General features: G+C 67.1%; 23 protein-coding genes. 6 read left to right on the forward strand and 17 right to left on the reverse strand.

What is annotated here, in order from left to right; genetic code table 11:
* Positions 1 to 79: 79 nt before the first annotated feature.
* Positions 80 to 1231, forward strand: a complete 1152-nt coding sequence (gene mnmA, locus B2G71_RS12980; protein WP_098106481.1) for a tRNA 2-thiouridine(34) synthase MnmA — start codon at positions 80 to 82, stop codon at positions 1229 to 1231.
* Here mnmA and B2G71_RS12985 read toward each other — a convergent pair whose 3' ends face one another.
* Entirely contained in the window at positions 1232 to 1588 is a 357-nt protein-coding gene (locus B2G71_RS12985; RefSeq protein ID WP_098106483.1) for a hypothetical protein, read from the reverse strand. It abuts the gene before it with no gap.
* 32 nt (positions 1589 to 1620) lie between these two features.
* Between B2G71_RS12985 and B2G71_RS12990 the strand changes: the two genes are divergently transcribed.
* On the forward strand, positions 1621 to 2751 hold the full coding sequence (locus tag B2G71_RS12990) for a serine hydrolase (RefSeq protein ID WP_098106485.1): 1131 nt from the start codon (positions 1621 to 1623) through the stop codon (positions 2749 to 2751).
* A gap of 9 nt (positions 2752 to 2760) precedes the next feature.
* On the opposite strand, the gene B2G71_RS12995 is transcribed toward B2G71_RS12990, so the two are convergent.
* The 3 genes from B2G71_RS12995 to pdxH form a co-directional block, all read right to left on the reverse strand.
* Positions 2761 to 3555, reverse strand: coding sequence for a PhzF family phenazine biosynthesis protein (locus B2G71_RS12995; RefSeq protein ID WP_098106487.1), 795 nt, complete (start codon positions 3553 to 3555; stop codon positions 2761 to 2763).
* Complete coding sequence (locus B2G71_RS13000; RefSeq protein ID WP_098106489.1) at positions 3552 to 4517, reverse strand: cation diffusion facilitator family transporter; 966 nt, start codon at positions 4515 to 4517, stop codon at positions 3552 to 3554. Before B2G71_RS13000 ends, B2G71_RS12995 begins: the two co-directional genes overlap by 4 nt.
* 62 nt (positions 4518 to 4579) lie before the next feature.
* Positions 4580 to 5188 (reverse strand): pyridoxamine 5'-phosphate oxidase, encoded by a 609-nt coding sequence (gene pdxH / locus B2G71_RS13005; protein ID WP_098106491.1) that lies wholly within the window; start codon positions 5186 to 5188, stop codon positions 4580 to 4582.
* 152 nt (positions 5189 to 5340) lie between these two features.
* Between pdxH and B2G71_RS13010 the strand changes: the two genes are divergently transcribed.
* Genes B2G71_RS13010 through fabI form a run of 3 tightly spaced genes read left to right on the forward strand, consistent with a single transcriptional unit; the run spans position 5341 to position 8150 of the window.
* On the forward strand, positions 5341 to 6306 hold the full coding sequence (locus B2G71_RS13010) for a J domain-containing protein (RefSeq protein ID WP_098106493.1): 966 nt from the start codon (positions 5341 to 5343) through the stop codon (positions 6304 to 6306).
* Positions 6307 to 6330: 24 nt separating this feature from the next.
* The gene (locus tag B2G71_RS13015; RefSeq protein WP_240530149.1) at positions 6331 to 7338 is read left to right on the forward strand and encodes a YihY/virulence factor BrkB family protein; all 1008 of its coding nucleotides are present in this window, start codon (positions 6331 to 6333) and stop codon (positions 7336 to 7338) included.
* 5 nt (positions 7339 to 7343) lie between these two features.
* Positions 7344 to 8150, forward strand: a complete 807-nt coding sequence (fabI, locus tag B2G71_RS13020; RefSeq protein ID WP_098106495.1) for an enoyl-ACP reductase FabI — start codon at positions 7344 to 7346, stop codon at positions 8148 to 8150.
* A 306-nt stretch (positions 8151 to 8456) separates the two neighbouring features.
* On the opposite strand, the gene B2G71_RS13025 is transcribed toward fabI, so the two are convergent.
* The 6 genes from B2G71_RS13025 to B2G71_RS13050 form a co-directional block, all read right to left on the reverse strand.
* Complete coding sequence (locus tag B2G71_RS13025; protein ID WP_098106496.1) at positions 8457 to 12731, reverse strand: hypothetical protein; 4275 nt, start codon at positions 12729 to 12731, stop codon at positions 8457 to 8459.
* Between the two features lie 52 nt (positions 12732 to 12783).
* Entirely contained in the window at positions 12784 to 14148 is a 1365-nt protein-coding gene (locus B2G71_RS13030) for an Ig-like domain-containing protein (RefSeq protein WP_098106498.1), read from the reverse strand.
* Between the two features lie 323 nt (positions 14149 to 14471).
* The gene (locus tag B2G71_RS13035) at positions 14472 to 15641 is read right to left on the reverse strand and encodes an HlyD family type I secretion periplasmic adaptor subunit (RefSeq protein ID WP_240530150.1); all 1170 of its coding nucleotides are present in this window, start codon (positions 15639 to 15641) and stop codon (positions 14472 to 14474) included.
* Positions 15641 to 17764, reverse strand: a complete 2124-nt coding sequence (locus tag B2G71_RS13040) for an ATP-binding cassette domain-containing protein (RefSeq protein WP_098106501.1) — start codon at positions 17762 to 17764, stop codon at positions 15641 to 15643. Before B2G71_RS13040 ends, B2G71_RS13035 begins: the two co-directional genes overlap by 1 nt.
* Before the next feature lie 2 nt (positions 17765 to 17766).
* Complete coding sequence (locus B2G71_RS13045; protein WP_141521570.1) at positions 17767 to 19491, reverse strand: TolC family protein; 1725 nt, start codon at positions 19489 to 19491, stop codon at positions 17767 to 17769.
* Positions 19492 to 19521: 30 nt separating this feature from the next.
* Positions 19522 to 19905, reverse strand: a complete 384-nt coding sequence (locus tag B2G71_RS13050; protein WP_098106505.1) for a MarR family winged helix-turn-helix transcriptional regulator — start codon at positions 19903 to 19905, stop codon at positions 19522 to 19524.
* A gap of 665 nt (positions 19906 to 20570) precedes the next feature.
* Between B2G71_RS13050 and B2G71_RS13055 the strand changes: the two genes are divergently transcribed.
* Positions 20571 to 21470: a response regulator gene (locus tag B2G71_RS13055; RefSeq protein ID WP_098106507.1), complete on the forward strand. Its 900-nt coding sequence runs from the start codon at positions 20571 to 20573 to the stop codon at positions 21468 to 21470.
* Positions 21471 to 21524: 54 nt separating this feature from the next.
* Here the strand turns inward: B2G71_RS13055 and B2G71_RS13060 are convergent, their stop codons facing one another.
* The 7 genes from B2G71_RS13060 to rsfS all read right to left on the reverse strand — a co-directional run bounded on the left by B2G71_RS13060 (position 21525) and on the right by rsfS (position 26774).
* Positions 21525 to 22085: a hypothetical protein gene (locus B2G71_RS13060; RefSeq protein WP_098106509.1), complete on the reverse strand. Its 561-nt coding sequence runs from the start codon at positions 22083 to 22085 to the stop codon at positions 21525 to 21527.
* Positions 22086 to 22185: 100 nt separating this feature from the next.
* Positions 22186 to 22698: a demethoxyubiquinone hydroxylase family protein gene (locus tag B2G71_RS13065; RefSeq protein ID WP_098106512.1), complete on the reverse strand. Its 513-nt coding sequence runs from the start codon at positions 22696 to 22698 to the stop codon at positions 22186 to 22188.
* Positions 22695 to 23168 carry a disulfide bond formation protein B gene (locus B2G71_RS13070; protein WP_098106514.1) on the reverse strand — a complete coding sequence of 158 codons (474 nt, stop codon included), beginning with the start codon at positions 23166 to 23168 and terminating at the stop codon, positions 22695 to 22697. The genes B2G71_RS13065 and B2G71_RS13070 overlap by 4 nt, the downstream gene beginning before the upstream one ends.
* A 10-nt stretch (positions 23169 to 23178) precedes the next feature.
* Positions 23179 to 24510, reverse strand: a complete 1332-nt coding sequence (locus B2G71_RS13075; protein WP_098106516.1) for a S41 family peptidase — start codon at positions 24508 to 24510, stop codon at positions 23179 to 23181.
* Positions 24511 to 24622: 112 nt separating this feature from the next.
* Positions 24623 to 25855, reverse strand: coding sequence for a peptidoglycan DD-metalloendopeptidase family protein (locus B2G71_RS13080; RefSeq protein ID WP_098106518.1), 1233 nt, complete (start codon positions 25853 to 25855; stop codon positions 24623 to 24625).
* A 54-nt stretch (positions 25856 to 25909) separates the two neighbouring features.
* Positions 25910 to 26332 carry a 23S rRNA (pseudouridine(1915)-N(3))-methyltransferase RlmH gene (locus B2G71_RS13085; RefSeq protein ID WP_098106519.1) on the reverse strand — a complete coding sequence of 141 codons (423 nt, stop codon included), beginning with the start codon at positions 26330 to 26332 and terminating at the stop codon, positions 25910 to 25912.
* Positions 26333 to 26423: 91 nt separating this feature from the next.
* Positions 26424 to 26774 (reverse strand): ribosome silencing factor, encoded by a 351-nt coding sequence (rsfS, locus tag B2G71_RS13090; protein ID WP_098106779.1) that lies wholly within the window; start codon positions 26772 to 26774, stop codon positions 26424 to 26426.
* Between the last annotated feature and the right edge of the window lie 59 nt (positions 26775 to 26833).

Raw genomic sequence — 26833 nt, forward strand, 5'->3', positions numbered from 1 at the left:
CGGTGTCGCTCTGCGGAAGTTTGCGGAGTTCGCTCAAGGTGTTGGCGCGCGGGGGCCGGGGCTGTATGGCGCGGCGGACATGCCCGCCGATCTCACCCTGCCCGGCCTCGATGCCGCCGACGCCTTCCAGCTCGAGGGTCCAGTCCGCGCGCGGCGGATCGTCGTGGCCATGTCGGGCGGCGTCGACAGCTCGGTCGTGGCCGCGATGGCGGCGGCGAGCGGCGCCGAGACGATCGGCATCACCCTGCAGCTTTACGACTACGGCGCGGCGACGGGCCGCAAGGGCGCGTGCTGCGCGGGCGACGACATTCGCGACGCGCGCGCGGTCGCCGACCGGCTCGGGATCGCGCACTACGTGTTCGACCACGAGTCCCGCTTCCGCGAGGACGTGGTCGAGCAGTTCGCCGACGATTACCTCGCCGGGCGCACGCCGATCCCGTGCATCCGCTGCAACATGGGGCCCAAGTTCACCGATCTGCTGCAAATGGCCCGCGATCTCGGCGCGGACTGCCTCGCGACCGGGCACTACGTCCGCCGCGTCTCCGGGCCGGGCGGGGCCGAGCTGCACCGCGCCGCCGACCCCGCGCGCGACCAGAGCTATTTCCTCTATGCGACGAGCGAGGCGCAGCTCGATTTCCTGCGCTTCCCGCTCGGCGGCCTGCCCAAGACCGAGACGCGCCGCATCGCCGAGGCGGCGGGCCTGCGCAACGCGGCCAAGCCCGACAGCCAGGACATCTGCTTCGTGCCCGACGGCGACTACGCGCGCATCGTCGGCCAGTTGCGGCCCGAGGGCGAGGCGGCGGGCGACATCGTCCACGCCGCCACCGGCGACGTGCTCGGCCACCACCGCGGCATCATCCATTACACCGTCGGCCAGCGCCGCGGGCTGGAGATCGGCGGGCAGCCCGAGCCGCTCTACGTCGTCGGCATCGAGGCCGAGACGCGCAGCGTGCTGGTCGGCCCGCGACGGATGCTCGCGGTGTCTCGCGCGCACGTATCGGCGACGAGCCGGATCGGCGCGCTGCCCGAAGGCCCGCTCACTGCCAAGGTCCGCTCGCTGGCGAAGCCGGTTCCGGTGGTGCTCGAAGGCCCGCTCGGCGAAGGCGCGGACTCGGCGATCCGCTTTCTCGAACCCGAGTACGGCGTCGCCCCCGGGCAGGCGGCGGTGATCTACGCCGGCGAGCGCGTCGTCGGCGGCGGCTGGATCGAGGCGACCGAAGCGGCGGGCTGATCAGCGCTCCCAGGGCTCGAGCCGGCAACCCGCCTCGGCGCTGTAGCTCGCGGTCTGGTGCGCCAGCAGCGGAACCCTGGCGATGACCTGCTTGGCCGCTGCGTCCTCGGACAGGAAGACGAAGCCGCTGCCCTCGCCCAGATCACCCTCGCAGACGTCGAGATCGCGCTGCGCGACATAGCGGCACGCGCAGCCGACGCGCGCCGCGACCGAAGCGTCGATCGTCGCCCGCGCCGCGAGCGAGCGCCAGCATACCGCCAGCGCCAGGACGAGCGCGAGCAGCGCCAGCAGCGCGAGATTGCGTTTCCAGCGCGAGGGCTGCCGCTCGCGATGGTGGACCGTCTTGCCTGTTGCCATCCTCTCCTGCCTGTCCCATCACGCCGCGCAGCATGGCCCGGCCCTTCCTGCTCCCTATCCTCGCGGCCCTCGCGCTTCCAGCCCTTGCCGGATGCGGCGGGGGATCTTCGAACGCGCCGCCGCCACCGCCGAGCGCCGAATCGCAGGCGGCCATCAGCGATGCCGGCGGAGCCCCGCGTGAGGCTCTGGGCCACGCGATCGACGCGCTGTTCGACGATGCGGGCGTGGGCCGCACCGACGCGCTGCTGATCTACAAGCGCGGCAAGCCGATCGTGGCGCGCTATCGCCAGGGCATCGACGCGAAGACGCGCCTTCCCGGATGGTCGATGAGCCAGTGCGTGACCGGGCTGATGATCGGCCAGCTCGTGAGCGACGGACGCCTGCGGCTCGACGAGACCGCGCCGGTCCCTGCCTGGCAGCGCTCGGGCGACCCGCGCGGGGCGATCACCTTGCGCCAGCTCCTGCAGATGCGCTCGGGCCTGCGCCATTCCGAAACCGCCGCGGGCGATGCCGCCTCGGACCGCATGCGCATGCTGTTCCTCGACGGACGCGACGACATGGCCGGCTATGCCGAGGCGCAGCCGATGCGCGCGGTGGCGGGCAGCACCTTCGGCTATTCGAGCGCGACGCCGGTGATCCTCGCCGATCTCGCCGCGAGGGCGCTCACGCCGAGCCCGAACCCCGAGACGCGGCGCAAGGCCGTGTCGGATTACTTGCGCAATCGCGTGCTCGGACCGATCGGCATGACGCGCGTGGTCGCCGAGTACGACCGCGCCGGCACGCTCATCGGATCGAGCATGATCCACGCCAGCGCGCCCGACTGGGCCCGGCTCGGCGACTTCATCCGGCACAAGGGCTCGGTCGGGGGCGCGCAGCTCTTGCCCCGTCGCTGGATCGAGTTCATGCGCCGGCCCTCGCCGCGCAACCCGGGCTACGGCGCGCAGCTATGGCTCAACGCGCCGCAACCCGACGGGTCCGACCGGCTGTGGCCGGGATGGATCTCGGACCAGGCATTCGGCTGTCTCGGCGAATACGGGCAGTATCTCGTCGGCTCGCCCGACCAGTTGCTGACGCTCGTCAGGCTCGGCCACAGCGAGGGCGAGCAGGAGCAGGCGCTGCATCGGCACCTCGGTGAGATGCTGGCGCTGTTTCCGAGCAACTGACGCGCGGGCTCACCAGCGGAAGCGGCCCTCGACCACGGTCACGCTCGGCCCCGCGAGCCAGACCCGCTCACCCTCGAGGCGGCAGGCGAGCCGTCCGCCGCGCGCCGAGGCCTGATAGGCGGTGAAGCGGTCGCGGCCGAGGCGCCGCGTCCAGTAAGGGGTGAGCACCGCGTGCGCCGACCCGGTGACGCTGTCCTCGTCGACACCCGCGCCGGGCACGAAGACGCGGCTCACGATGTCAGTGTCGCGGCCCGGCGCGGTCACCGTGAAGGAATCGTTGCCCAGTGCCGCCAGCGCCTTGACGTCGGGCCGCACCATCCGGACCTGTTCCTCGCTCTCCAGGACGAAGAGGTTGTAGTGGTCGGGATTGCGGCGAGTCTCGACCGGAACGATGCCCAGCGCGGCGGCGGCCTCGGGCAAGTCGGCGGGTTCGGTGGCGATCGCCGGCAGCGCGACCTCGAGCATTTCGCCCGCGCGCCGCACCTCGAGCACGCCCGCCTTGCGCGTCGCGAAGCGCACCGCCGCGCGGTCCGGCTCGAGGCCGAGGAGAACGTGGCCAGAAGCGAGCGTCGCGTGGCCGCAGAGCCGGATTTCCTCGGTCGGGGTGAACCAGCGCAGTTCCCAGTCCGCCTGGCCGGACGCGTCGCGCACCAGGAAGGCGGTCTCGGCGAAATTGTTCTCGGCCCCGATCGCGGCGAGCTCCGCGTCCTCGGGCCAGGCATCGAGGATCATCACCGCCGCCTGGTTTCCGGCGAAGGGGCGATCGGCGAAGGCATCGACATGCCAATAGGGAACTTCTGTCATCGTGACCTTCTTTCGGTTGTGGTCCGCGGGGCGGGGCCGGACATCGCCGGGCGGTCGTGCGGCAGGACATCGACGGCCGCCCGTCCGGTTTCGTCGACGTACCCGTTCGGATCGGTGTGGATCAGGATCTCGACGTCGGGAAATTCGCTTTGCAGCCGCTCCTCGATGGCGTCCATGACCCGGTGCGCCTCGCGAACGGTCATATCGGGATCGACCCAGACGTGAAACTGCACGAAGTCGCGGTTGCCCGAGGTGCGCGTGCGCAAGTCGTGCACCCCGGTGATGTCGGGATTGCGCGCGAGCACTTCGAGAAAGCGCGCCTTTCGCTCCGGCGGCCACTCGTGGTCCATGAGCTGGTCGAGCGCCGCCTGCGAGGCGTGCCAGGCGCCCCATCCGAGCCAGGCCGAGATCAGCAGTCCGAAGCCCCAGTCCGCACCCGCCACCCCGAGATAGCGGTCGAGCGCAAGAGCCGCGATCACCGCGAGGTTGAGCAGGAGATCGGACTGGTAGTGGATGTTGTCCGTGGTGATCGCGATGCTGCCGGTCCGCCGGATGACGAAGCGCTGCCAGCTTACCAGCGCGAGCGTGGCGACGATGGCCACGAGCGAGACCGCGATGCCCGTCTCGGCGGATTCGGGCCGGGCGCCCGCGAGCATCTGTTCGATCGCGCGCGCCGCGATGCCGATCGCCGAGATCGAGATCAGCACGATCTGGAACAGCGCCGCGATCGCCTCGGCCTTGCCGTGGCCGAAGCGGTGCTTGTCATCGGCGGGGCGCGAAGCGATCCACACCGCCGCCAGCGTCGCGAGGCTGGCGATGAGATCGAGCGTGGTGTCGGCAAGGCTGCCGAGCATGGCGATCGAACCGGTGGTCCAGGCGGCCCAACCTTTCAGCCCGAGCAGCAGCGCGGCCACCGCGATGCTTGCGCCGGCGGCCGAGCGGCGCAACCGTTCGCCACTCATGTGCCGGCCTCGCGCATGATCGTTCGTGTCTCGCTATTCATGACCTTCATGGCCCGTGTCGCTCAAGGATAGAGCAGCGTGCTGGCCCAGCCGGCCCCTTCGCGGCGAAATTCCCGCCGCTCGTGGAGACGGAATTCGCGGTCGTGCCAGAATTCGATGAGCTGCGGCTCGACGCGAAAGCCGGTCCAGTGCGGCGGCCGATCGACATCGCCCCCGGCGAAGCGGTCGCGCGCCTCCGCGTAACGCGCGAGGAAGGTCTCGCGGTTGTCGAGCGGACGCGACTGGTCGGAGGCGACCGCGCCGAGCTGCGAATCGCGGGCACGGCTGTGGAAGTAGGCGTCGGCGGTCGCATCGTCGACGCGGCTTAACGGCCCCTCGATGCGAATCTGGCGGCGCAGGCTCTTCCAGTGGAACAGCAGCGCGACGTTCGGATTGGCGAGGATCTGCGTGCCCTTGCGGCTCTGCTCGTTTGTGTAGAACACGAAACCGTCGGGCCCGTGGCCCTTCAACAGCACCATGCGCACCGAGGGCTTGCCGTCGGGCGTCGCGGTGGCGAGCGCCATGGCATTGGAGTCGTTGGGTTCGCTCGCCCGCGCCTCGGCCATCCATGCATCGAACAGGCCGAAGGGGTCGGTGTGGGGGATCAGGTCCTCGGTCAATTCTGTCGGCATGGCGTACCCCTATCTGGTCCGGTCGAGGCCGCGGCCGTCCTGCGGCTTCGCAAGCAGGCGCGGCGTCCTTCGTTCCCGTCCGCGATAGCGCCGCGCCGGTCGGCTGAAAAGCGTGGCTTGCCGAGACCGCAAGGCGACCCTAGCTATGCTGCATGGTTGCCGATCCCTATTCCACTCTTGGTGTTGCGCGCGGAGCGAGCGAGAAGGAGATCAAGTCCGCTTACCGCAAGCTCGCGAAAGAGTTCCACCCCGATACCAACAAGGACAATCCCAAGGCCGCCGAGAAGTTCAGCGACGCGACGCGCGCCTACGACCTCCTGTCCGACAAGGACAAGCGCGCGCGCTTCGACCGCGGCGAGATCGACATCGACGGCAATCCGACGATGCCGTTCGGCGCCGGCGGCGGGGGCGCGGGCGGTCATCGCGGCTTCGGTGGCAGCGGCTTCGAGGGGTTCAGCAGCGAGGGCGTCGATATCGGCGACATCTTCAGCGAGATCTTCGGCAGCCGCGCCGGTCCGGGTGGAGCCGCGGGTGGCGCGCAGCCGGGCGGCGGCTTCTCCGGTTTCGGCGGCGCACGCGGGCGCACGCGCGCGGCGCCGCGCGGTGCGAACGTCGCCTATCGTCTCTCGGTCTCGCTGCCAGACGCGGCGCGCCTCGCACCGCAGCGGATCACCTTGTCCGACGGCAAGACCATAGACCTCAAGCTGCCGCCCGGTCTCGAGGACGGCACCCAGATGCGCCTCGCCGGCAAGGGCGAGCCCGGGATGGGCGGCGCCGGCGATGCGCTGGTGACGATCCAGATCGAGCCCCATCCCTTTTTCCGGCAGGAGGGCTCGGATGTCCGGCTCGACTTGCCGGTCTCGCTCGACGAGGCGCTGTTCGGCGCCAAGGTCCGGGCACCGACGGTGGATGGCGCGGTCATGCTCTCGATTCCCGCCGGCAGCAGTTCGGGCAAGATCCTGCGCCTCAAGGGCAAGGGCTTCACCCGCAAAGACGGCTCGCGCGGCGATCAGCTCGTCACGCTCGAAATCGTTCTTCCGGACGACATCTCCGAGCTTTCCGCCCGGCTCGAGGGGTGGAAGCAACCGGGCAACGTGCGCGACAAGCTTGGCGTCTGATCCGCCGCGTCCTATGTGACGCAAGTGGAGGAGCAGCTGCGGACAGGTTCGGGGGCGCAAGCCGATCTGACGCCCGAGGGGCGCCGGCGCGAGGCACTGCGCGGACACGAGGGTCTGCAGGCCCGGCTTCTCGCGACCGCCGGTCCGGGCACGCGCGCTTTCACCGTCGTTCGGCGGATCTGGACCGGGGCCTGGAACGACGGTTTCATTCACGCGGGCAACCTCGCCTACATGACGCTGCTTGCCCTGTTTCCCTTTTTCATCGCGGTCGCGGCGATCTTTTCCGTGATCGGCGAGCAGGGGCAGCTCGATGCCTCGATCGGAGCGGTCCTCACGTCCTTCCCGCCGAGAGTGGCCGAGGTCGTCGGGCCCGTTGCGCGAGACATCGCCGCGGCTCGGCAGGGCTGGCTGCTATGGGTCGGCGGGCTGTTCGGCGTGTGGACCGCGACGAGCCTGATCGAGACGATACGCGATATCCTCCACCGGGCTTACGGCACGCCCGAGACACACGCGTTCTGGCATTATCGCCTGGTTTCCACCGGAGTGATCTTCGCCGCAGTGCTCCTGCTGCTCGTCTCGCTCTCCGGGCAAGTCCTGCTGTCGGCCGTCCAGGAAGTCGTGCGCGCCCTCTTTCCCGGCCTCAATCCGCTGTTCGACGAGTTCGTCTTCACCCGGCTGGTGAGCGCAGGGGCGCTGTTTTTCTCGATCTACTTCCTGTTCGTTTCGCTCACGCCTTCGCGTTATCAGGCCCGGCGCTATCCCAAATGGCCGGGCGCGGCGCTCGTCACGGTCTGGTGGCTGGTCGTGACCTTCGCGATGCCGCGCGTGCTGCGCACCTTCTTCACTTACGATTTGACCTACGGAAGCCTCGCCGGGGTCATGATCGCGCTTTTCTTTTTCTGGCTGGTCGGACTAGGAATGGTCGTAGGCGCAGAGCTCAATGCCGCGCTGGCCGTCTCGCCCGAAGAGCAGGAAATGCTGGCGCGGGCCACCGGAGGCACGAAGTCTGTCGACGTAACGACACAGGAATGAATGGCATGGATGGATTGATGCAGGGCAAGCGCGGCTTGATCATGGGCCTGGCGAACGACAAGTCGTTGGCCTGGGGCATTGCGCGCAAGCTGCGTGAGCAAGGGGCCGAGCTGGCCTTCTCCTATCAGGGCGCCGCACTGGAAAAGCGGGTCCGGCCTTTGGCGGAGAGCCTTGGGTCCGATCTGCTGATCGATTGCGACGTGGCCGACATGGACAATCTTGATCAGGGTTTCGCGGCGCTCGCTTCCCGGTGGGAGACGATCGACTTCGTCGTCCATGCGATCGGCTTTTCCGACAAGTCGCAGCTTCGCGGCCGCTACTACGACACGACGCTCGACAACTTCCTGATGACGCTCAATGTCTCGGCCTACAGCCTTGTTGCCGTGACCAAGCGGGCAATGCAGATGATGCCCGAGAGTGGCGGGTCGATCCTCACCTTGACCTATTACGGCGCCGAGAAAGTCGTTCCGCACTACAATGTGATGGGCGTGGCCAAGGCGGCGCTCGAGACGAGCGTCAAATACCTCGCCAACGACCTCGGTCCGCGCGGCATCCGCGTCAACGCGATTTCGGCGGGGCCGATCCAGACGCTCGCGGCGCGGGGCATCGGCGACTTCAACTACATCCTCAAGTGGAATGAGCTGAACTCGCCGATGCGCCGTAACGTGACGATCGACGATGTCGGGGGCGGGGCGCTCTATCTGCTCTCGGACTTGGCTTCGGGCGTGACCGGCGAGATTCACCATATCGACGGTGGCTACAACGTGATCGGTATGAAGCAGGAGGATGCGCCCGACATCGCGCTGAGCTGACCGGGCACCACTTACCGAGCGAGATGAAGGCCACGCCCGCGAGCCGCGGGCGTGGCCTTTTTCGTGTCTGCGGCTGACGGGGCGGCGTCGCATTCGTCGCGCCGCTTCGGCGCGAGGATCGCGATGGCCCCTTGATGCAAGGACGTACCCGCCTGCTCATCGCGTCCGCAGAGGCCGGCGGGCTGTCGCGGCCGGGGGCTGCTGCGTCAGGGACCGTCGGTGTCGCCGGCCGGATGCGCCGCGCACACAAAAAAGAGGGGCCGTCTTTCGACGGCCCCTCACTATCAGGGTAGCTTAAGAACGATCTTAGATGATCGCCGACGTGTAGACCTCAAGCAGCTGCGTCGGGGTGAGCTGCGTGAAGTTGGCGTTGGTCATCTCGCTCCAGTTGCCGATCGCGAACTTGTCGAGATCGTCGTAGGTGGCGAGCTCGGTCGTGCCGAGGAAGGTCACCGTGGCATTCTCGACGCCCGGGGCGTTGTCGACCTGGTACCAGTGACCGACGTTGTCGCTGTCGACGGTGATGATCACGCTCGACTGGAACGGATCGTCGATGTCGGTGTCGGCGGCCTGAACCAGATCCTCGAGCTCACCGGCGGTATCGGTCGCCGCGCTGCGGTCGATCAGAACGACGGAAGCGTCGGTCCAGTCGATCGAACCCAGCACACCGGTGTCCGTACCCACGCCATCGACAGCGTTGATGAACTCATCCGGGCCCTGCTGGCCGAGGATGTCGCTCACGTCGAAGATGTCGTAGCCGAGCTCGAACGACGAACCGTCATCCGAAGCCGCCTCCAGCGTGAAGCCGAAGCCCGCGCCGTCGGTGGAGTCCACCGCGTAGTCGAGGTTCGGGTCCGTCGCGTCGACGATCGCCGGCGGGATGTTGCCGTCGTCGGCAGCAACCAGCGTCAGGACAGCGCCCGAGACCGAAACTGCGGCGATATCGTCGCCCGGATCCGTGCCGATATCGTAGGTCGCGATGAAGTCGGCCGCGAGACCGGCAGCCACATCCGCCGGGGTATCACCCGGCTCGATCTCGTAGCTGGCCGTGAAGGTGTCGAAGGTCACATCGACAGTCTCACCCGGCGTCAGCGAGGTGGACGTACCCGCGAAGTCGAAGGTGATGTCCTGCGTTTCCGGACCGAAGACCGGAACGATCGCATCCGCGAAGTCACCGTCTTCGTCGCTCTCGATGATCACCGTCGTCGGATCACCAGCGTCGATGAACGCGTCGCCAAGCGTGCTCTGTGCATCGATGGCGTCGCGGATCGCGATGGCAACCTCTTCCGGCGTATCGTCGGCACCATCCACGGTCACAACGATCTCTTCACCGAGAACGCTGATGAGGAACTGGCCGCCCGTACCGTCGTCCACACCGCCGGTGACGGTGATGGTCTGGACTTCCGGCTCCGGATCCGCACCCACGTCGGTCGAAGCCGCCGTGAAGTTGTAGATGTAGTCGTCGCCGAAGAGTTCGGAGTCGGTGTAGACAACATGCTCAATCGAGTTTTCGTTCGACGAGAGGACGAGCGTGTCGTCGCCGGTCGAAAGATAGACGCGGTTGTTGTTGATGTTGTCCGAGTCAACGCCGTCGAGGTCGAAGAAGACACCCGAGCTGGCGATGTCGCGGCCGAACTCACTGTCGAAACGACCGAAGGTCGGATCGCCGAGGTCGTCCTCGATCGCCGTGCCGTCGGCTTCGAAACCGAGCGACGCGAGCGTCGCGATCTGCGTCGCCGAAAGCGCGCCGATCGTGCCGACACCGTTCGCAACCTGCGTGCTGGTCAGCGTGCCGTTGCTGAAGAGCGACACGTCGAGGTCGGTCTCGACCATCTCGCCGTCGATCAGCGAGCTGACGATCAGCGTGCGGCCCGGACCGTCTTCCGCGACGAGAACGTCGTAGAGCGGGTTCGGCTCACCGTTCGGCAGGAGCGGCGAGTTGATCGCGTCCTTGATCGCCTGATTGATCGAGAGATCGTTGATCGTGTAGCCGGTCGAGGCGTTGCCGCCCGTGGCACCGACCGAGACGCTCACTTCGATGTCCTGGAAGGTCACCGTGAGGCCGACCTTGGCGATGCCCGAGATCTGGGCAACGCCCTGCGAGAGCAGGTCGTTCACGTCGGTGTTGACCGCGTTGAACACCCAGGTCGCACGATCGCCGTTGAAGGTCTGGAAGGTGAACCCACCCTCAGACACGAACTCCTGATCGAAGCCCGAGTTGTCGGTGTAGACAACGTCGTGTTCCGAACCGGTGTTGATGATCGCGGCCGTCGAACCCCAGGTGTTGACGAAGTCCTCACCCGAGCCGGTCTCGATGACGACGTTCGAGTTCAGGACGTGGTTCACGTACCAGAACGGGGTGCCGCCGAACGCGAAGGCCAGCAGGCCACCGTCCAGTTCGTTGGCGACGAACTGGCCGTCACCGATCTGGAAGAGCACCGCGTCGTCGCCGGCACCCGTCGAGGTGTAGAACGAGAAGTCCTCACGCGCCGAGTTGCCGATGAACGCCGCGTTGTCCTGCGACAGGCTCATGCTGAACAGGTCGTCGCCATCACCGAACAGGTAGGTGGCGGCAACGTTGTCGCCCGGGGTCTTGCCGTCTTCCGGATTGAAGACCGGATCGTTCGGGTCGATTTCGGGGTCGATGTCGAGCAGATCGAGGTACTTCGGCGTGAAGGCCGAGGTCAGCGCGGCAAAGAGGGTGAAATCGTTGTCGAACCCGGTGGCGTCCATGGTCTGGACGTCGACGAGACCGTAGTTGCGGTTCGACACCACGTCGAGGAACGTCGGCAGGACGTCGTTCGGCGCGGCAAGGTCGATCAGCGCCGACGAGTTGCCCGTCTCGGGGTCCAGCACGTCCGACGACGTGAAGCTGTTGCCGATCGTGAGGCTCGCCGTGGCGCCCGCACCCGACGTGACATAGACTTCACGCAGGGTGTTGTTGGTCGAGGAGAGCGAGGACAGGTTGCTGTCCATCTCGTCGTTGCCGAGAACTTCGAGGTTGAAGCGCTCGACGCCGCCGTCGTTCATGCCGCCGACCTGGAAGTCACCGCCTTCACCGGCGCGACCGACCTTCTGCACCGAGAGGTTCGCGGTGATCAGGTTGAAGGTCTCTTCCGGCGGAGTCGCGAAGACTTCCTTCTGGTAGTCGGTCTGCGGCGGGACCGGGCTGGTGGCGATGAAGCCGACGGCCTCGAGTTCACGACCTTCGGTGTCGGTCAGAACGATCTCGTAGCCGCTCGCGTCCTGGTCGATGCCATCGTCAGCAGTGCCGACAACGCCGTCCGGGCCAGGCGTCACGCCGTCCGGGTCGGTAACGGTGAAGAGGTCACCGACCGAGACCTCGATGCTGTCGAGGCCCATGTCGTCGAGCGCGGTCTGAACCGAAGCCGCGAGCGCCTGATAGGCGGCGAGGCCCGACAGACCGTTCGAGCCGTCGTACGCGATCGTGTATTCGACGCCATCGACGGTGATGACGAGCTGATCGAACGGGTTGGTGAGCAGCGGCTGCGTGTTGTCGATCTCGTTGTCGATGTCGAGCAGCTGGATGGTCAGCGACGAGTCGGCAACCGTCGGCGCGTTGGCGGTGAGGTAGTCCTCATCGAACAGCGCGATGAAGTCCGCGGCCTCTTCCACCGAGCTGGCGCCGGCGGTGTGGTCCATGTGGAACTCGATGTCCGAGGTCACACGGTAGTCTTCGAGGTCGGGGGTCGACAGAAGGCTGTCGAGATCGTTGAGCGTGTTGATGTTGTAGATGCGCAGGCTGGCATCCGAGAAGTACGACGTGAACGACTCGGCGCCGTAGATGTCCTGAGCATCGACCTCGACGAGGTCTTCGAAGTTCGGGAAGTTCGCGACGTTGTCGTAACCCTGCGCCTCGAACCAGAAGTTCTCGACGTCGGTCGTGATCGGCGCGATCGGCGAGAACGAACCGGTGTTCAGCGCGGCCGCTTCCTGGATGGTCGCCCAGAGAAGATCGGTGCCGGCGCCGCCGTCGATCTCGTCGCCGCTGCCGAGCTGGTTGGCCTGCTCACCGGCGGCGTTCTGAACCACGCGAGCGCGGAAGATGTCGTTGCCGGCGAGATCGCCGTAGTCTTCGCCCGGCTCGATGATGTCGTTGCCGACGGTGAGACGGATGGTGTCGCCGGTCGGGGTCGGGGTCGGGGTGGGAACGACGACGACGCCGTCGCCGTCGAGAACGGTTTCACCGTCGGTGGCGATCACCTGGTCGCCGAGCGTGAAGCCGTCGTCGCCGATGATGAGAACGCGGTCATCGTCACCACCGTCGGAGCCGTTGAAGATGATCGTCGAACCATCGGCACCGGCGGGGATGAGGATATCCGCGCCGCTGGCGTTGGTGAGGATCAGGTTCGCGCCCTCGAGCGTGGCGGTGTAGTCCGAGGCGAGACCGTCGATGTAGATGGTGTCGCCGCCGCGGTTGAACGACGGGTCAAAGATAACCTGAGCGTCGCCGGCAATGAACACGGTCTCGGCACCGTCCGCGGTGCCGAAGATCGTGTCGGGGTCAAAGGCGCCGTAAACGCCGCCGGTTTGACCGGGATTGAGAATAATGCGGGCCATAAATGTGCTCCCTGATAGAACCTAGATGCAACCCCCCCTTAGGGGCACATGCTTAACCAAATGAGATGAACTCGGAACCGAAGCCAACGGCCGTTTCGGCAGTCGCTTCGTTGTAGACGACAGCGCCGTCCGGCAGGATGTCTTGAATGATGATGTCATTGAAGTTCGTGCCGTCACTGAACGTGATGCGCAGGTCGTTGCCCGAGCTGGCATAGGAGTAGTCGGCGGGGTCGCCGAGGATCGTGATCGTGTCGTCTTCGCCGACGCCGGTCAGGATCACGTTGGTGATAACCGTCGCATCATCGACGAAGTTGACCGAGGCGTCCGCCGCGTCGTCGAGCGTCACCGCCGTGCTGGTGGTGCCGACGTCGATCGACACGTTGGCCGGGCCGGTCGGATCGTTCGGGTCCATGTCGTCCTCGACGACGATGTTGATCGTCTGCGTGGCCGATTCGCCGTCCGGATCGGTGGCGGTCAGCTCGAAGGTGTCCGTGCCGAAGTAGTTGGCGTCGGGCGTGTAGACGATCGTGCCATCGTCGGCGACCGCGACGGTGCCGTGCGAAGGATCGGTGAAGGTATAGGTCAGGTCGTCGCCATCGGGATCGGTGATGGTCGGCGTGACCGTGATGTCGGTGTCTTCGGTGCCGGTGATCGTGACGACGTCGTCGGCCGCGACCGGCGCGTCGTTGATTCCGGTAACCTCGATGGTGACGGTCTGCGTGGCCGAAGCCGTGCCGTCGCTGGCCGAGACCGTGACGCTGGCGTCGCCGCTGAAGTCAGCCGCGGGGATGAAGGTCACGACGCCGCCGTCGGTGACAGTGGCGGTGCCGCCGGTCGCCGAGCTGATCGAGTAGGTGATCGGATCGCTGTCCGCATCGGTGGCGGTCACGGTGAAGGTCGTGCCATCCGAGTCTTCGTCGATCGCGTCGACGGTCGGCGCGGCGCCGAAGACGGGGGCGCTGTTCAGCGGGGGAAGATCCTGATCCTCGTCATCGCCACCGTCCGCGAGGACGGCGATGCCGAGGCCGACGAGCGCGACCGCGCCGATCAGCAGGACGGTACCGCTCGGGCCGCCGTTGTCGTCCGCCTGGGCGTAGCCCATCGAATCAACAAGGCTTTCCTCGGTCACCAGCGAACCCGACGCCTCAGCGGCCTGGGCCATTTCACCGGCAAACGAGAAATTGGCGGCAAGTGCGTTTTCGGAAGTCTCCGTGCGGGCTTCTTCGCCCTCCTTCGCGTCATCCGCCTGAGCGAGAATGACCTTGGCAGATTCTTCCGTGACGCGGGCTTCCTTGCCGACGACCTTAGCGTCGTCGTCCTGGACAGGCTGCGCCTGCTCGGCCGCATCGACCGGCTTTCCCTTTTGGACCAGCGGCTTAGCAACCTTTGCCGGCGCCGTTACGATTTTAGTGCTCATCTATTCCCCCAACATGGAACCGAGGCTCGGGATAAATCTACTCCCTGCAATTCGTGCGTTAACAAGCCCATCGGCACTTTGCCAAAGCTATTAAAACCACAAAAATGCCATTTTGGTGGTGTGCTGGCGGTTTCGTCGAGTCCTCGCAACCCCCGCGATCGCGAAGGGATCGTAAGTCGATGTAAAATGCTTGGACTCTGCCGCAACCATGCGGAATTTCGCCCTTTTCCAAGGCTTGTTGATTCTCTGCAACATATCCGGGTTTTTGCGGGACCCGATCCGCGGCCGCTGCGACGTCACCGCAGCGGTGCGGATTTGGGAGCTTATCGCTCGGTCATCGCCTCGCCCATGGTCTTGTTGATCGGCTTGGTCAGATAGTGCCAGACCGTGTTCTTCCCGGTGAGGATCTCCGCGGTGGCGGTCATGCCGGGCTGAATCTCGATCTGCTCGCCCTTGAGGTGAGGCTTCATCGGACTCGTGTCGACCTGAACGTGGACCCGGTAGTAGACCTGCTCGCCGGCCTGGGTCTGCTCGGTGAGGGTGTCCGGGCTGATGTAGATGACTTCGCCGTTGGCCGACCCGTAGATTCCCGCATCGTAAGCGTCGAACTTGACGCTGGCCTTCTGGCCGACGCGGACGAAGGCCACATCCTTGGGCGACATCTTGGCTTCGACGATCAGTTCGTCGCCCGTCGGCACGATGCTCATCACCTCGTCGCTCGGCCGCAACACGCCGCCCAGGGTGGTGAGCTTGATGTTCTTAACGATCCCGTCGACCGGTGCGTAGATCTTCGTGTCGGAGAGCGCGTCGGTGCGCTGCGCGAGCACCTCGCGGGCCGTCACGAGGTCCTCTTCGGTCTTGGTGTACTCGGTCTGCAGATCGGAAAGGTACTTGTTGCGCACGTTGACGATCTGGGATTCGATGTCGGACACGCTGCGCTGCAGCCGCAGCACGTCGGCGCGGCTGACGTCGCCCTGCTCGAGCAGGGGCATGTTCATGTTGAGCTCCTGCTTCATCAGTCCGAGCATCTGGCGCAGAGCGCTGACCTGATCGTCGAGCGCCTGCCGCCGCTTGGTGTAGAGCAGCGTCTGGTTGTTGACGAACTCGGGCCAGGCCTTGACCTCGGGCGGGAAGGCGAGCGGCCGGTCGAACAGCTCGGCGTTGATCCGGGCCATGGTCGACATCAGCGAGGCGACCTTGCCCTGCGCTTCGGCGACCGAGGCGCGCAGCTTCACGTCCTCGAGCTGGACGAGTTGCTGGCCCTTCTCGACCTTGTCGCCCTCGCGCACGAAGATCTTCTCGATCTGGCCGCCGTCGGTGCTCTGGATGACCTGGATTCGGCCAGTGGGAATCACCTGGCCCGGCGCGCGACTCACCTGGTCGAGCTCGGCCCAGAACGACCAGGCCACCGCGCCGACGATGAAGGCAACGACGGCGAAGACGACGACCGTCGAGTGGTTGAGCCACCGGTTTCGGAAACTGGCGGAGACCATTATGCCTTAGCTCCTTCCTGGCTTTTCTTGGGCGTGACCGTGATCTGGCGCCCTTGCGACTTGGTTTCGGGCTGCTTCTGCGGGCGCACGCGCTTCATCACTTCGGCGGTCGGGCCATCGACCGCGACCTGGCCGTTCGCGACCAGCATGACGCGGTTGACGAGGTTCACGAGCTGCAGCTTGTGCGTGACGAGAATCAAGGTCGTCTCGGGCGAGAGCCGCTGCGTGATCGTGCGCAGGACCAGCGCCTCGGTATCGACGTCGAGATTGGAGGTCGGCTCGTCGAGCAGCAGCAGCTTGGGCTCGGCGAGCAGCAGGCGGGTCAGGCCGGTGAGCGTGCGCTGACCGCCCGAAAGACCGCGCCCGCCCTCGCTGATCGGCAGCTCGAGGCCGCGCGGGTGCGCGGTGATGAGCTGCGCGAGCCCGGTCTGCTGCGCGACTTCCATGATCTTGTCGTCGCCCGGATCGGGAATCCCGAGCGTCAGGTTCTCGCGCAGGCTGCCGTTCACCAGGCGATAGTCCTGCGGCAGGTAGCCGATCGCGTTGCGCAGGACCTCGTCGGCCACCTGGGTCATGTCGAGCTTGTCGATCAGGATCTGGCCGGATTGCGGCGGATAGAGCCCGCTCATCAGCTTGAGCAGCGTCGACTTGCCCGAACCGACGCCGCCGATGATGGCGATGCGCTCGCCTTCGGCGATCTCGAGCTTGGGCACGACCACGCCCGACCGGCCGCCCGGGTAGGCGAACTCGACGTTCTTGAACTGGAGATGGGGCGAGAGGCGCGCGGGGCGCAAGACCTCAACGTCGGGCGCGCGATCGGTCGGCAGCGCGAGAATCGCGTCGAGCATGCCGAGCGCGGAGCGCGAATAGCTCCACTGCACCAGCAGCGAGGGCAATTGCGCCACGAGCGGTCCGTTGACGCGGCTCGCGAGGATCGAACAGGCGATCAGGGCGCCTAGCGAGATGTTGTTGTTGAACACCTCCACCGAACCCCAGGCGATCAGGCTGATGTAGGTCACCTGCTGGAGCACGCCGAAGATCGAGCCGGCCTTGGCCTGCAGCTTCTTGGTCGGAACTTCCGATTCGTGGAGCTCATCGAGCAGCGCGCTCCAGCGCGAGAGCATGTACCACTGCCCGCGATTCGCCTTCACCGTCTCCGCCGCGTCGAGCGCCTCGACGAGCAGGCCGTTCTTGCGGTTGTTGCTGATCTGGGTCCGCTCGGTGTCCTTGCGGATCAGCCGCGCGAAGAGGAGCGCGATGCAGATCGCCAGCGGGAACGCGACCGCGAGCACGATCGCGATGACGCCGCCGAGCATCGCGACGACCGCGATGAAGAGCAGGGCGAAGGGCAGGTCGGCGAAGGCAAAGATGATCCCCGAGGAAATCATCTGGCGCACCTGCTCCTGTCCGCGAAGCTGCGCGGCCATCGTGCCGACCGAGGTCGGGCGCGTGTCGAGCCGAGCTTCGGCGGCGCGCGAGAAGAAGAACTCGGACACTTCGGTGTCGATGTGCGCCGCCTCGCGCTCCATCAGGTTGGCGCGCACGACGCGCAAGGTGAAGTCGAAGGCGAAGGCCGCGAAGACGCCCACCGTCAGCACGAACAGCGTCGAGAACGCGCCGCGCGGAACGACGCGGTCATAGACCTGCATCGTGTAAAGGCTCGTCACCAGCGCGATGAAGTTGACCACGACCGTGGCGATGATCGCCACGACAATCACGTTCTTGCGGCGCATGACCGCAGCCTTGAAGACATCGATCGACTTGGTGAACTGCTGCTGGCCCGCAGGCAGCGGAATGACGAGATCGTAGAGCCGCGCCTTGCTGACGTCGTGCCAGACGGCGGGAATGCCGTTGGCGACGACCTGCACGCGGTTGTCCGATTCGAGCCGCTCGGCGACCGCCCAGCCGTGATCGGGATGGAAGATCAGCAGCGGGAACTCGTTGGCGCGCGGCGCGGTCCGCAGCAGCGACGGCGGCGCCCACCCGATCGCGGCGCAGAAGGCGGCGAGACCGTCCTCGTCCTCGCGCTCGACGTCGCGCGCGGCATCGGCCCAGTGCGGCTGCAGTTCGATCCTGCGCAGCCGCGCGAGGTCCGATATCGATATATGGATAGGATTGGCCACTGTTACTGCCCCGTTTCCTGGATGATCGGCGTGCGAGCCTCGGCATTGCTCCCGACTTCGGCCTGGTCGGCGAAGATCGGGCGCCAACGGCCGCTTTCGAGCAAGAGCTTGGCGGCGGTCGCCAAGGCGGTCATTTCGGCGTCGGTCTGGCCGATCGCGTTGTTCACGGCCTCGCGCAGCGCGTTCATCACGTCGAGCCACGAACGGCGCCCCGCGATGAACTGCCGGGTATAGCTCTCGCTGACCCGCGCCGAAGTTAACGCGGCATCGCTCGAAATGGCCGCGCGCGCCTTCGCCGCTTCGAAGTTGATGATGTCGGCTGCGACGTTCCGGCGCAACTCCTGTTCGGCGACGCGCACGTTCTCGATCGCGGTCTGGATTCGCTGTCGCGCGCTGCTCACGTCCGAGAAATTGCTGAGCCCCCCGCTCGTCTGCGAACGCAGGACCACGCCCACCCGGCTGCCGTAGATCTCGGAATAGGAGTATTGCGCGCTCACCTGCGGCAGAATCTGCGCCTGGGTGAGGTCGAGCTGGGCCCGGTTGACGTCGGCCTCGGCCTTGCGGCGGTTGATCTGCGGATCGAAGGCGACCGCCTGTTCCTCGAGGCTCTCCTTGGCGGGGAGGTCAATGCTCGGATCGAAATGGGGAATCGGCCCGAGGTCGTAGCTGGGGTCGGCGACGAGCTGGGCGAGGATCCGCAAGTTGGTCTCCCGCGAGGCGCGGCTGACGGTATATTCCTGCTCGATCTGCGCCGCGCGCGAGCGGGCCAGTTCGAGGTCGGCCTGCGGGCTCACTTCCTGCGCGACGCGCCGCTCCATCGTCTCGACCAGTCGTCGATGCTCGGCGAGGCTCTCGGCCAGGAGCTGCTGGCGCAGGGTAAGCCGCGCGATCTCGTAGTAGACCTGGGTGACGGTGAGCGCGAGGCTCTGCACGGTCTCGACATATTGCGCCGAAGTGACGTCTTCCTCCGCCTTCGCGCGGCGGATGTTGGCGGTGATTCGCCCGCCGGCCCAGATCGGCTGCTCGACCGAGATCTGCGGCTGCGGCGAATTGGTGTCGTCGAGGTACGAAACGTTCCCGTCGATCGACGGGAAACGCTGCCACTTCGCGGAGCGGACGTCGGAATGGGCGGCGCGCAGGGCCGATCGCGCGGCCTGGGCGGAGGGGTAGTTGCGCGTCACGATATGCACCGCCTCGTCGAGCGCGGGCGGCACCAGCGCGGGCGGTTCGCTCCAGCCAATGATCGGCAGTTGGCCCCGGTCCACTTTCGGGGTCGGGGGCCCGTAGAGTTCATTGGGGCCGACCGCGGGGCGCGCCGGTCCGCTTGCCATCGGGATCGGTTCGGCGAGCGAGTCGTCACCGGCGGCGACCGGCGCCGACGGATCGGCCTCGATCGCCGTAGCCTGGGGCTGCGCCGCGGCCATCGCCCCGGCTTCGTCCGTCCGGGCGGTTTCGGTATCGGCGAAGGCGTCGTCGAAGGTCGCGGCGTCGGATGCGGTGTTCGACGGCATTCCGGACGCGGGGGGCGCATCCGGAATGCCGTCAGGGGGGGTAGCGGGAACCCGGAGCGAATCGCCGGCGGCGTCGCTGCCCGCGGCCGCCTGCGCGAACGCGGTCTGGCACAAGGCGGGGGCGACGGCGCTCGCGGCCGCCACGCCCGCAAGGGCGAACCAGGCGGATGGGCGGCGAGCGCGGCGAGACGCGGCAAAGGCTTTCGAATCGGTCAAGGCTGGCATTCCCGGTTCACGTAATCCTGGTCAGAGTTGGTCGGACGAAAGCGGTACCGACGGATCGAGGCTGAGATTGCGGACCCGCTGGTCTCCCTCGTCCTTGGCCTGCGATACGAGGCCAGCCTGCTTGAGCCGCTCGAGCACGGCATAGAAACCACGATAGGATACTCCCGCGAGTTGCATTGCCGTCGTCACCGACAACGTCCCCTGCAGCTTGAGGTGAATGAGCACGCGCGCTTCCGGGGTCAGGATGCGGATGCCGTTCTTCTCGAATATCTGCGCATCGAGCTCGAGGAGGTTGCGCCAACTGCGCTCGCCCCGTCGCGGATCGGGCCGCGCGGGTTCCTGGCTCTTGCCGCCATCGTTGCTACCGGTATTGTCCCGGTCGCGCCCACCACGCGAATTGGTCACTTAACCCCTGCACTATTTAGCTGCAAATTCCGCATGCAATTATCACATTGATTTTTCGATGCGCGGCCAACTAGTGTCATTTTGGCGCGATATCCAGCAAAAGTTCCAGATTGTCACCAAAGCTGTGGAAAACTGGTCCCCGCCCGTGAGGCGAAACGCCGCCGGGTCGCCGCGCACCGTGGCCGCATGACCGACCGATATCGCGTGCTCGGAGGCGTCGCGAAGCCGGCCGGTGCGGCGCCGGCGCGGTCGCCCTGAAAGGCCGCATCGGGCGCGCCGAAGCGCAATGGGCGCCGGTTACGCCCGGAAATCCAAGACTTTCCGGAAGCACCTCTGGCGAGGAGCAACCACGCCGGGCGAACCCGCGCCAGCGTCCCGCATTTGCTTGACGATGATGCGACGGTCGGGTGGCCGCTATCGGTGGAGAGGCCGGCGCGCATGCGATCACAAAATGGACAATTCGTGCCAAGGCGGTGGCAATATGAATTTTTCGGGTTATAGCTTGCGCGGTTCCCGGCCCGATGGGCTGCGCCGAGGGAACTGCTGCCGATCTGGCAGCAATTCGATGAGACCCATCACTCCGCATCGCGCGGGAAGCGGCCGGGACGAGGCCGCGCCGCGCGATCGGGGGCAGCGGGGCGATCGCCCCGGAAGGAGTAGCATAGATGGCCAGTCAGGCCCTGGCAGTCCCTCTGCACGGCGTGCAACCGGTCGCCGAAACCAAGGCGCCCGCCGTGCTGGTCGTGAACGACGACCGCGAATGCACCGCCAACTGCGCGCGGATGCTCGAAGACCTCAATTACATCTATTTCTGCGCCGGATCGGCCCGCGAGGCGCTGGAGCGGCTGGCGCGCGAACCGTCGATCCAGATCATCCTGGTCGACCTGCACATGCCGGCGATGGACGGTTTCGTCCTGATCGAGGAAGCGCGGGCCCGGCTCGGCGGATCGCGACCGCTGGCGGCGGCGATGATCACCAACAAGCTCACCACCGAGATCGCGGTAAAGGGCCTCCATGTCGAGGCGGTCGACGTACTGTGCCGCCCGCTTCAGTTCGACGCCTATTCGAGCGCGCTGCGCCGGGCGATGCGCTACCTCAGCGCGCGGCGCGAGATCGCCGACGGCGCGAGCATGTCGAACTTCAGCCAGCAGCTCTCGCGGCTGGTCTCGGTGCTCGAGGGCAAGACGCTCGAGCCGCGCCAGGAAACGCGGATGACCGACAAGGAGATCGGAGCGACGTTGCGCGCGATCATCGCCTCGCGCTCACTGCGCAACCGCTTCTTCCCGAGCCAGATGTTCGCCGATCCGGCCTGGGACATCCTGCTCGATCTGACCCGCGCCAAGTTCGACGGGCAGCAGGTCTCGGTCTCGAGCGTGTGCATCGCCGCCTCGGTGCCGATGAGCACGGCCTTGCGCTGGGTTCGCCAGATGACCGATGCGGGCCTGCTGCGGCGCTGGACCGATCCGAAGGACCGGCGCCGCGACCTGATCACGCTGACCGACACCACCGCCGCGCACATGCGCGACTATCTCACCGCGGTGAACGGGATGCTCACGAAGCTGTAAGGCCGTGGCGGGCCGGACGCGGGAACGTGTTGCCGCGTCCGGGCCCCGCCACCCTCAGTCGTTCGGCGTTTCGCCGGCCTCCTCGGCCATCTTCTTGGCGACGTCTTCCTGCGCCTTCTTCTGGAAGTATTCGCGCTCGGCCGCTTCGACGCGGGCCTGCTCGTCGGCCGCCTCTTCGTCAATCTGCGAGAGCCGGCGCTGGCGCTCCGCGTCGATCAGCTCGCTGAACCGGACGTCGGATCCGTTGGCCCGCTCGGCATAGGCCGCGTTGATCAGCTTCTGCGTGCAGCCGGTGCTGCCGCCCGCGCCGACCGGCGAACAGCTCAGCGTGCCGGTCTGACCGATCGTCTCGTAAGCGAGGACCTTCTCGTTCCACGCCTCGCTCTGTGGCGAATCGATGCCGCGCAGCGGCTCGGGAATCCGATAGCGCTCCGATTCGTCCTTGCGCGCGCAGATGACGATGTCGCCGCCTTCCGATTTCGGACAGGGATCGTCGCCGTAGACGATGACCTGGTTGATCCGCTCGCCTTCGCTCTGGGCCTGCGCCGAGCCTGCCATCGCGAGGCTCGCGCCAAGAGTGGCGACTAGGACGGCAATTCGATCGAGGCGGCGCATCGCATGGGCTCCTGCAGGCGTAAGGGCATGAAAGACATATAGGCTCGTGCCTATTGAATGATAGCTGAAGCGGGACGAATTGTCCCGAGCCCCCCGATGGTCAGAGGCGCTCGGAGAGACGAATCGCGACGCGGCACCCCAGCCGGATCGCGCCCGAGAGCAGCGGATAGGCGGGCGCGTCGCGTGCGCCCGCCTCGAAGGCGATGTCCCGATGCTCGCGCTCGTCGTCGCGGAACTCGCGTATCGCGCCGGCAAGTTCCGGGTCCTCGTCGCCCAGTTCGTCGAGTTGCTGCGTGTAGTGCCTGTCGATCTCGGTCTCGATCGCCGCGGTGCAGGCCATCGCGGCCTCCGGGCCGAGCAACGCGGTCGCCGCGCCCAGCGCATAGCCGGCGGCCGACCAGACCGGCTGCAGCACCGTCGGCCGCACGCCGCGCTCGGTCATCATCGCGTCGAACCGCTCGCGATGGCCCACTTCCTGCGCGGCCATGCCGGCCACCAGCGAAGCGTTCGGAGCACGGTTGCCCATGACCGCGATCTGACCTCCGTAGATTCGGGTGGCCCCGAATTCCCCGGCCTGATCGACCCGCAGCATGCGGGCGGTCTTGTCGCTCATGACGCGCTCCCTTTTCTCGTCAGCAGAAACGCGATAGCCAGCGCCGCCGCGCCCGAAAAGAGGAAGTTCCAGCCCGCGAGCGAAATCCCGAACAGGCTCCAGGGCGCGACGTCGCAGCGAATCACCGGCGCGCCCATGATCGCCTCGAGCGGATCGGCGCCATGCCCCAGCGCATTGCCGGTGCAGGCGGTCAGGCCTTCCCACCAGCCGTACTCCACTCCGGCGTGAAAGCCGCCGATCAGGCCGGACACCGCGATGGCGAGCGCGGCGAGCGCCACGAACAGCCGCGCAGGCGGAATGACGAAGGCGAGTCCGGCCAGCGCCAGCGCGGCGAAGTGCGGATAGCGCTGCCACCAGCACATCTCGCAGGGATAGAGCCCGAAGACATACTGGCTGACATAGGCGCCGCCGAGCAGGAACAGCGGCGCGGCAAGCGCAAGGAAACGCGCCGCTCTGCTCGCCTCGCTCATGCCGGGCGCCTCAGCGCTTGCGCGCGGCGAGCGCCGGACCGCTCGCGGTGCGCTTGAGCGTCTGCACCGCGTAGTGAAGCTGGAAGTCCTCGATTCCCTGCTTCTTGAGCTCGTCCGCGGTCATCGCGAAGCGCGGGTCTTCCTTCTTGTCCTCTTCGAGCTTCTTGTCGTCGAGCGAGATCTCGTTGATCAGATGCCCCCGCAAGTCCGATTCGCGCACGGCCCGTTCGGCCCGGGCCTGTGCGTTCGGATCGGAGAGCTGGGGCACCTTGATGTCCGGCTCGATCCCGCCTTCCTGAACCGAATGACCCGAGGGCGTGTAGTAGCGCGCCGTCGTCAGCTTGACCGCGCTCGAACGGTCGAGCCCGATCAGCGACTGGACACTACCCTTGCCGAAGCTGCGCTCGCCCATGACGACCGCGCGCTTCTGGTCCTGCAGCGCGCCGGCGACGATCTCGGAGGCCGAGGCGCTGCCCGCGTCGATCAGCACGACGATCGGCAGCCCGCCCGCGACATCGCCCTTGTGCGCGCGATAGACGAGGTTCTCGCTGGAAAGACGCCCGCGCTGCGAGACGATATCGCCCTTCTCGAGGAACAGATCGGACAGAGCCACCGCCTCGTCGAGCGATCCGCCCGGATTCGACCGCAAGTCGAGCACGATGCCGGCAAGGCCGTCGCCGACCTGCGTCTTGATCGAGGAAATCGCTTCGTTGACGTCGCGGCCTACGTCGCGCGAGAACTCGTTCACCGAGATGATGCCGACATTGTCCTTCACCTCGTGCGTGACCGGCTCCAGCTCGATGACGCCGCGCGTCACGGTGACGTCGAAAGGCTCGTCGCGGCCGGGGCGGAACACGGTCAGCCGGATCGTGGTCCCCGCCGGCCCGCGCATCTTCGAGACCGCCTCGTCGAGATCGCGGTCGAAGTAGAGCACGCCGTCGAGGTGGGTGATGAAGTCGCCCGCCTTGAGCCCCGCCTTGTCGGCCGGGCTGCCCTTGAACGGCGAGATGATCTTGACCGCCCCGTCTTCCATGATCACCGACAGGCCGAGGCCGGTGTAGTTCCCGTCGATCATCGTTTCGAGCCGTTCGAGCGAGGCCCCATCGAGATAGCTCGAATGCGGATCGAGGCTGGCGAGCATGCCGTCGATCGCGCCGCGCAGCAGCTTGTCGTCATCGACGTCGTCGACGTAGTTTTCCTTCACGAGCTGGTAGATGGCGAACAGCTTCCCGAACTCCGGGCCCGAGCGGCCGTCGACCGCCGCCAGCCCCGCAGTGGTCGCGGGAATCAGCGCGACCGCGCTGACCAGCGCGGTGGCGCGAAACAGGGGAGCAAATTTCATCGCGGTCGGGCCTCTAGCAATTTCGGCCATTCTATGCGCCTTTGGCGGTTAACGCCAGATGGCCGGATCGCCAGACCGTTCCGACGAACGCCCGATCCGCCAGGACGAACGGCTAGCGAAGGTAGCGCAGCGGATTGACCGGCTCTCCGTCCTTGCGCAGCTCGACCCCCACCAGCGGCGATCCCGGCCCCGCCATGCCGAGCGGCGCGCCCGCGACCAGCTCGTCGCCGACGCGCACGTCGAGCCGGGCGAGACCGGTGACGAGCGAGGTCCAGCCGCCCTCGTGCTCGATGATGGCGATGCGGCCATAGCCGCGATAGGGCCCGGCGAAGGCGACTCGTCCCGCGGCGGGCGCGATGACTTGCGCGTTGGCGCGCGATTCGAGTTCGAGCCCGCGCGAACGGCGCTGGTTGGGAAGCGCCTCGGCGAAGCCCGAGACGACATGGCCGCCGACGGGCAGGACGTAGGCCCCGAGCCCGCGCGGCGCAGGGGCGAAATCCGCCGCCTCGATCACGCGCGATTGCTGCGGACGCGGCGGGCGCATGATCGGCCCGGGCAGCCGCGCCAGTTCCTCGCGCAATTCGCCCTGGCGACCCACTTCCTCGACCAGCGTACCCAGGTCGCCGGCCTTTTCCGCCAGCGCCAGCGCACGCTCGGCCTCGCGCGCGGCGGTGCCCGAGGCCGCGCGGCTGGCGAGCCGCTGGCGGCTTTCGAGCGTCGCGAGCTGCTTGCGCCGGTCGGCCAGCTCGGCCTCGGTGCGCTTGAGCGCCTCGGCCGCGGCCAGCGCGCGGCGTTCCAGTGCGCGGCCGCGCGCGATCTCGTCGCGCAGCGCGGCGGTCCGCGTCTCGACCTCGGGCAGCATGGTTTCGAGCAGCGCGCGCATGTGCATGGTGTCGCGCACCGAACCCGGACGCAGCAGCGCGAGCGCCGGCGGGCGGCGTGACAGCCGTTGCAGCGCGGCGGTGAGACGCACGAGCGGCCGCTGGCGCTCGGCCAGCCGGGCGCTGAGGCCCGCGCGCGCCTTGGCGACGAGCCGGGCCTGCGCCTCCTGCGCGGAGGCGGCCGCCTCGGTTTCCTGGATGCGCGCGGCGAGCGCCGCCGCCTCGCGCGCGGTGCGCTCGGCCTGTTCGGACGCCTTGCGCGCCTGCGCCTCGAGCTGCTCGGCGCGCGCGCGGGCCTGCCCGCCCTGACGGCGCGCGGCCGCCAGTTGCGCCTGGATCTCCTCGACCCCCGTCCCGGTCCCGAACCGGGCGCCGTCGACGGCCGACGCGCCTTGCGCCAGCACCGCTGCGGCACAGCCCGCCAGGGCCGTCGCTGAAATGAGGGTGATGCGCGCGGGGATCATGCCAGAAGTCCTAGCGCCCGCCTCGCGCGCCCGGCAAGCCCTGGCCCGCAAGCCTCAACCCGAGCGGTGATAGGGATGGCCCGCGAGGATGCTGGTCGCGCGCCAGAGCTGCTCGGCGAGCATGGCGCGGGCGAGCAGGTGCGGCCAGGTCATCGCACCAAAGGCGACCAGCAGGTCGGCGCGCGCGCGTGTCTCGTCGTCATGACCATCGGCGGCGCCGATCTGGAAACGCGCCTCGCGCACGCCGTCGTCGCGCCAGCGCCCGAGGATCGCGGCGAAATCTTCGGAGGTCATGGCCTTGCCGCGCTCGTCGAGCAGGACGAGGCGCCCCGGCGCCGCCATTTCGGGAATGCGTCCCCCGGTCTCGGGCAATTCGGTGTGCTTGAACGGCCAGGACAGCCGCCGGGCGTAGCGGTCGAGGAGGTCGGCCTCGGGGCTGCGGCCCAGCTTGCCCCGGGCGACAATGTGCAAAAGCATCCCTGCGCGCCCTCCCGCGGTTCGCGCGACTTGGTCAAAACGGCACCGGACCCCGGCGCGGGGCCGTCACGAAGCTACTCGTGCGCGCCGCTCAGGCTACCCCGGCGGCACCCTCTCCGAAGCCCCACATGCGCTCGAGATTGTAGAAGCTGCGCACTTCGGGACGGAAGAGATGGACGATCACTTCTCCGGCATCGACCAGAACCCAGTCGGCGGCGGGAAGACCCTCGATCCTCGGATTGCCGAAACCGGCGTTCTTGAGCCGTTCGGCCAGTTTCTGCGCCATGGCGGCGACTTGCCGGGTCGATCGGCCGCTGGCCACAACCATATAGTCGGCAATGCTCGATTTTCCTTCGAGCGCGATGGTCACCACTTCCTGGGCCTGATCGTCGTCGAGCGATTCCAGGACCAGCGACAAGCGAGGCTCGGCCTCGTCAGCCATGGCGATGGCGGCGGCGCCGGCCTTGACCGGCTGGATATGCGCCTGTGTCATCGAGTTTG

The organism is Novosphingobium sp. PC22D (assembly GCF_002556635.1).
In the GTDB taxonomy this organism is placed as follows: Bacteria; Pseudomonadota; Alphaproteobacteria; order Sphingomonadales; family Sphingomonadaceae; genus Novosphingobium.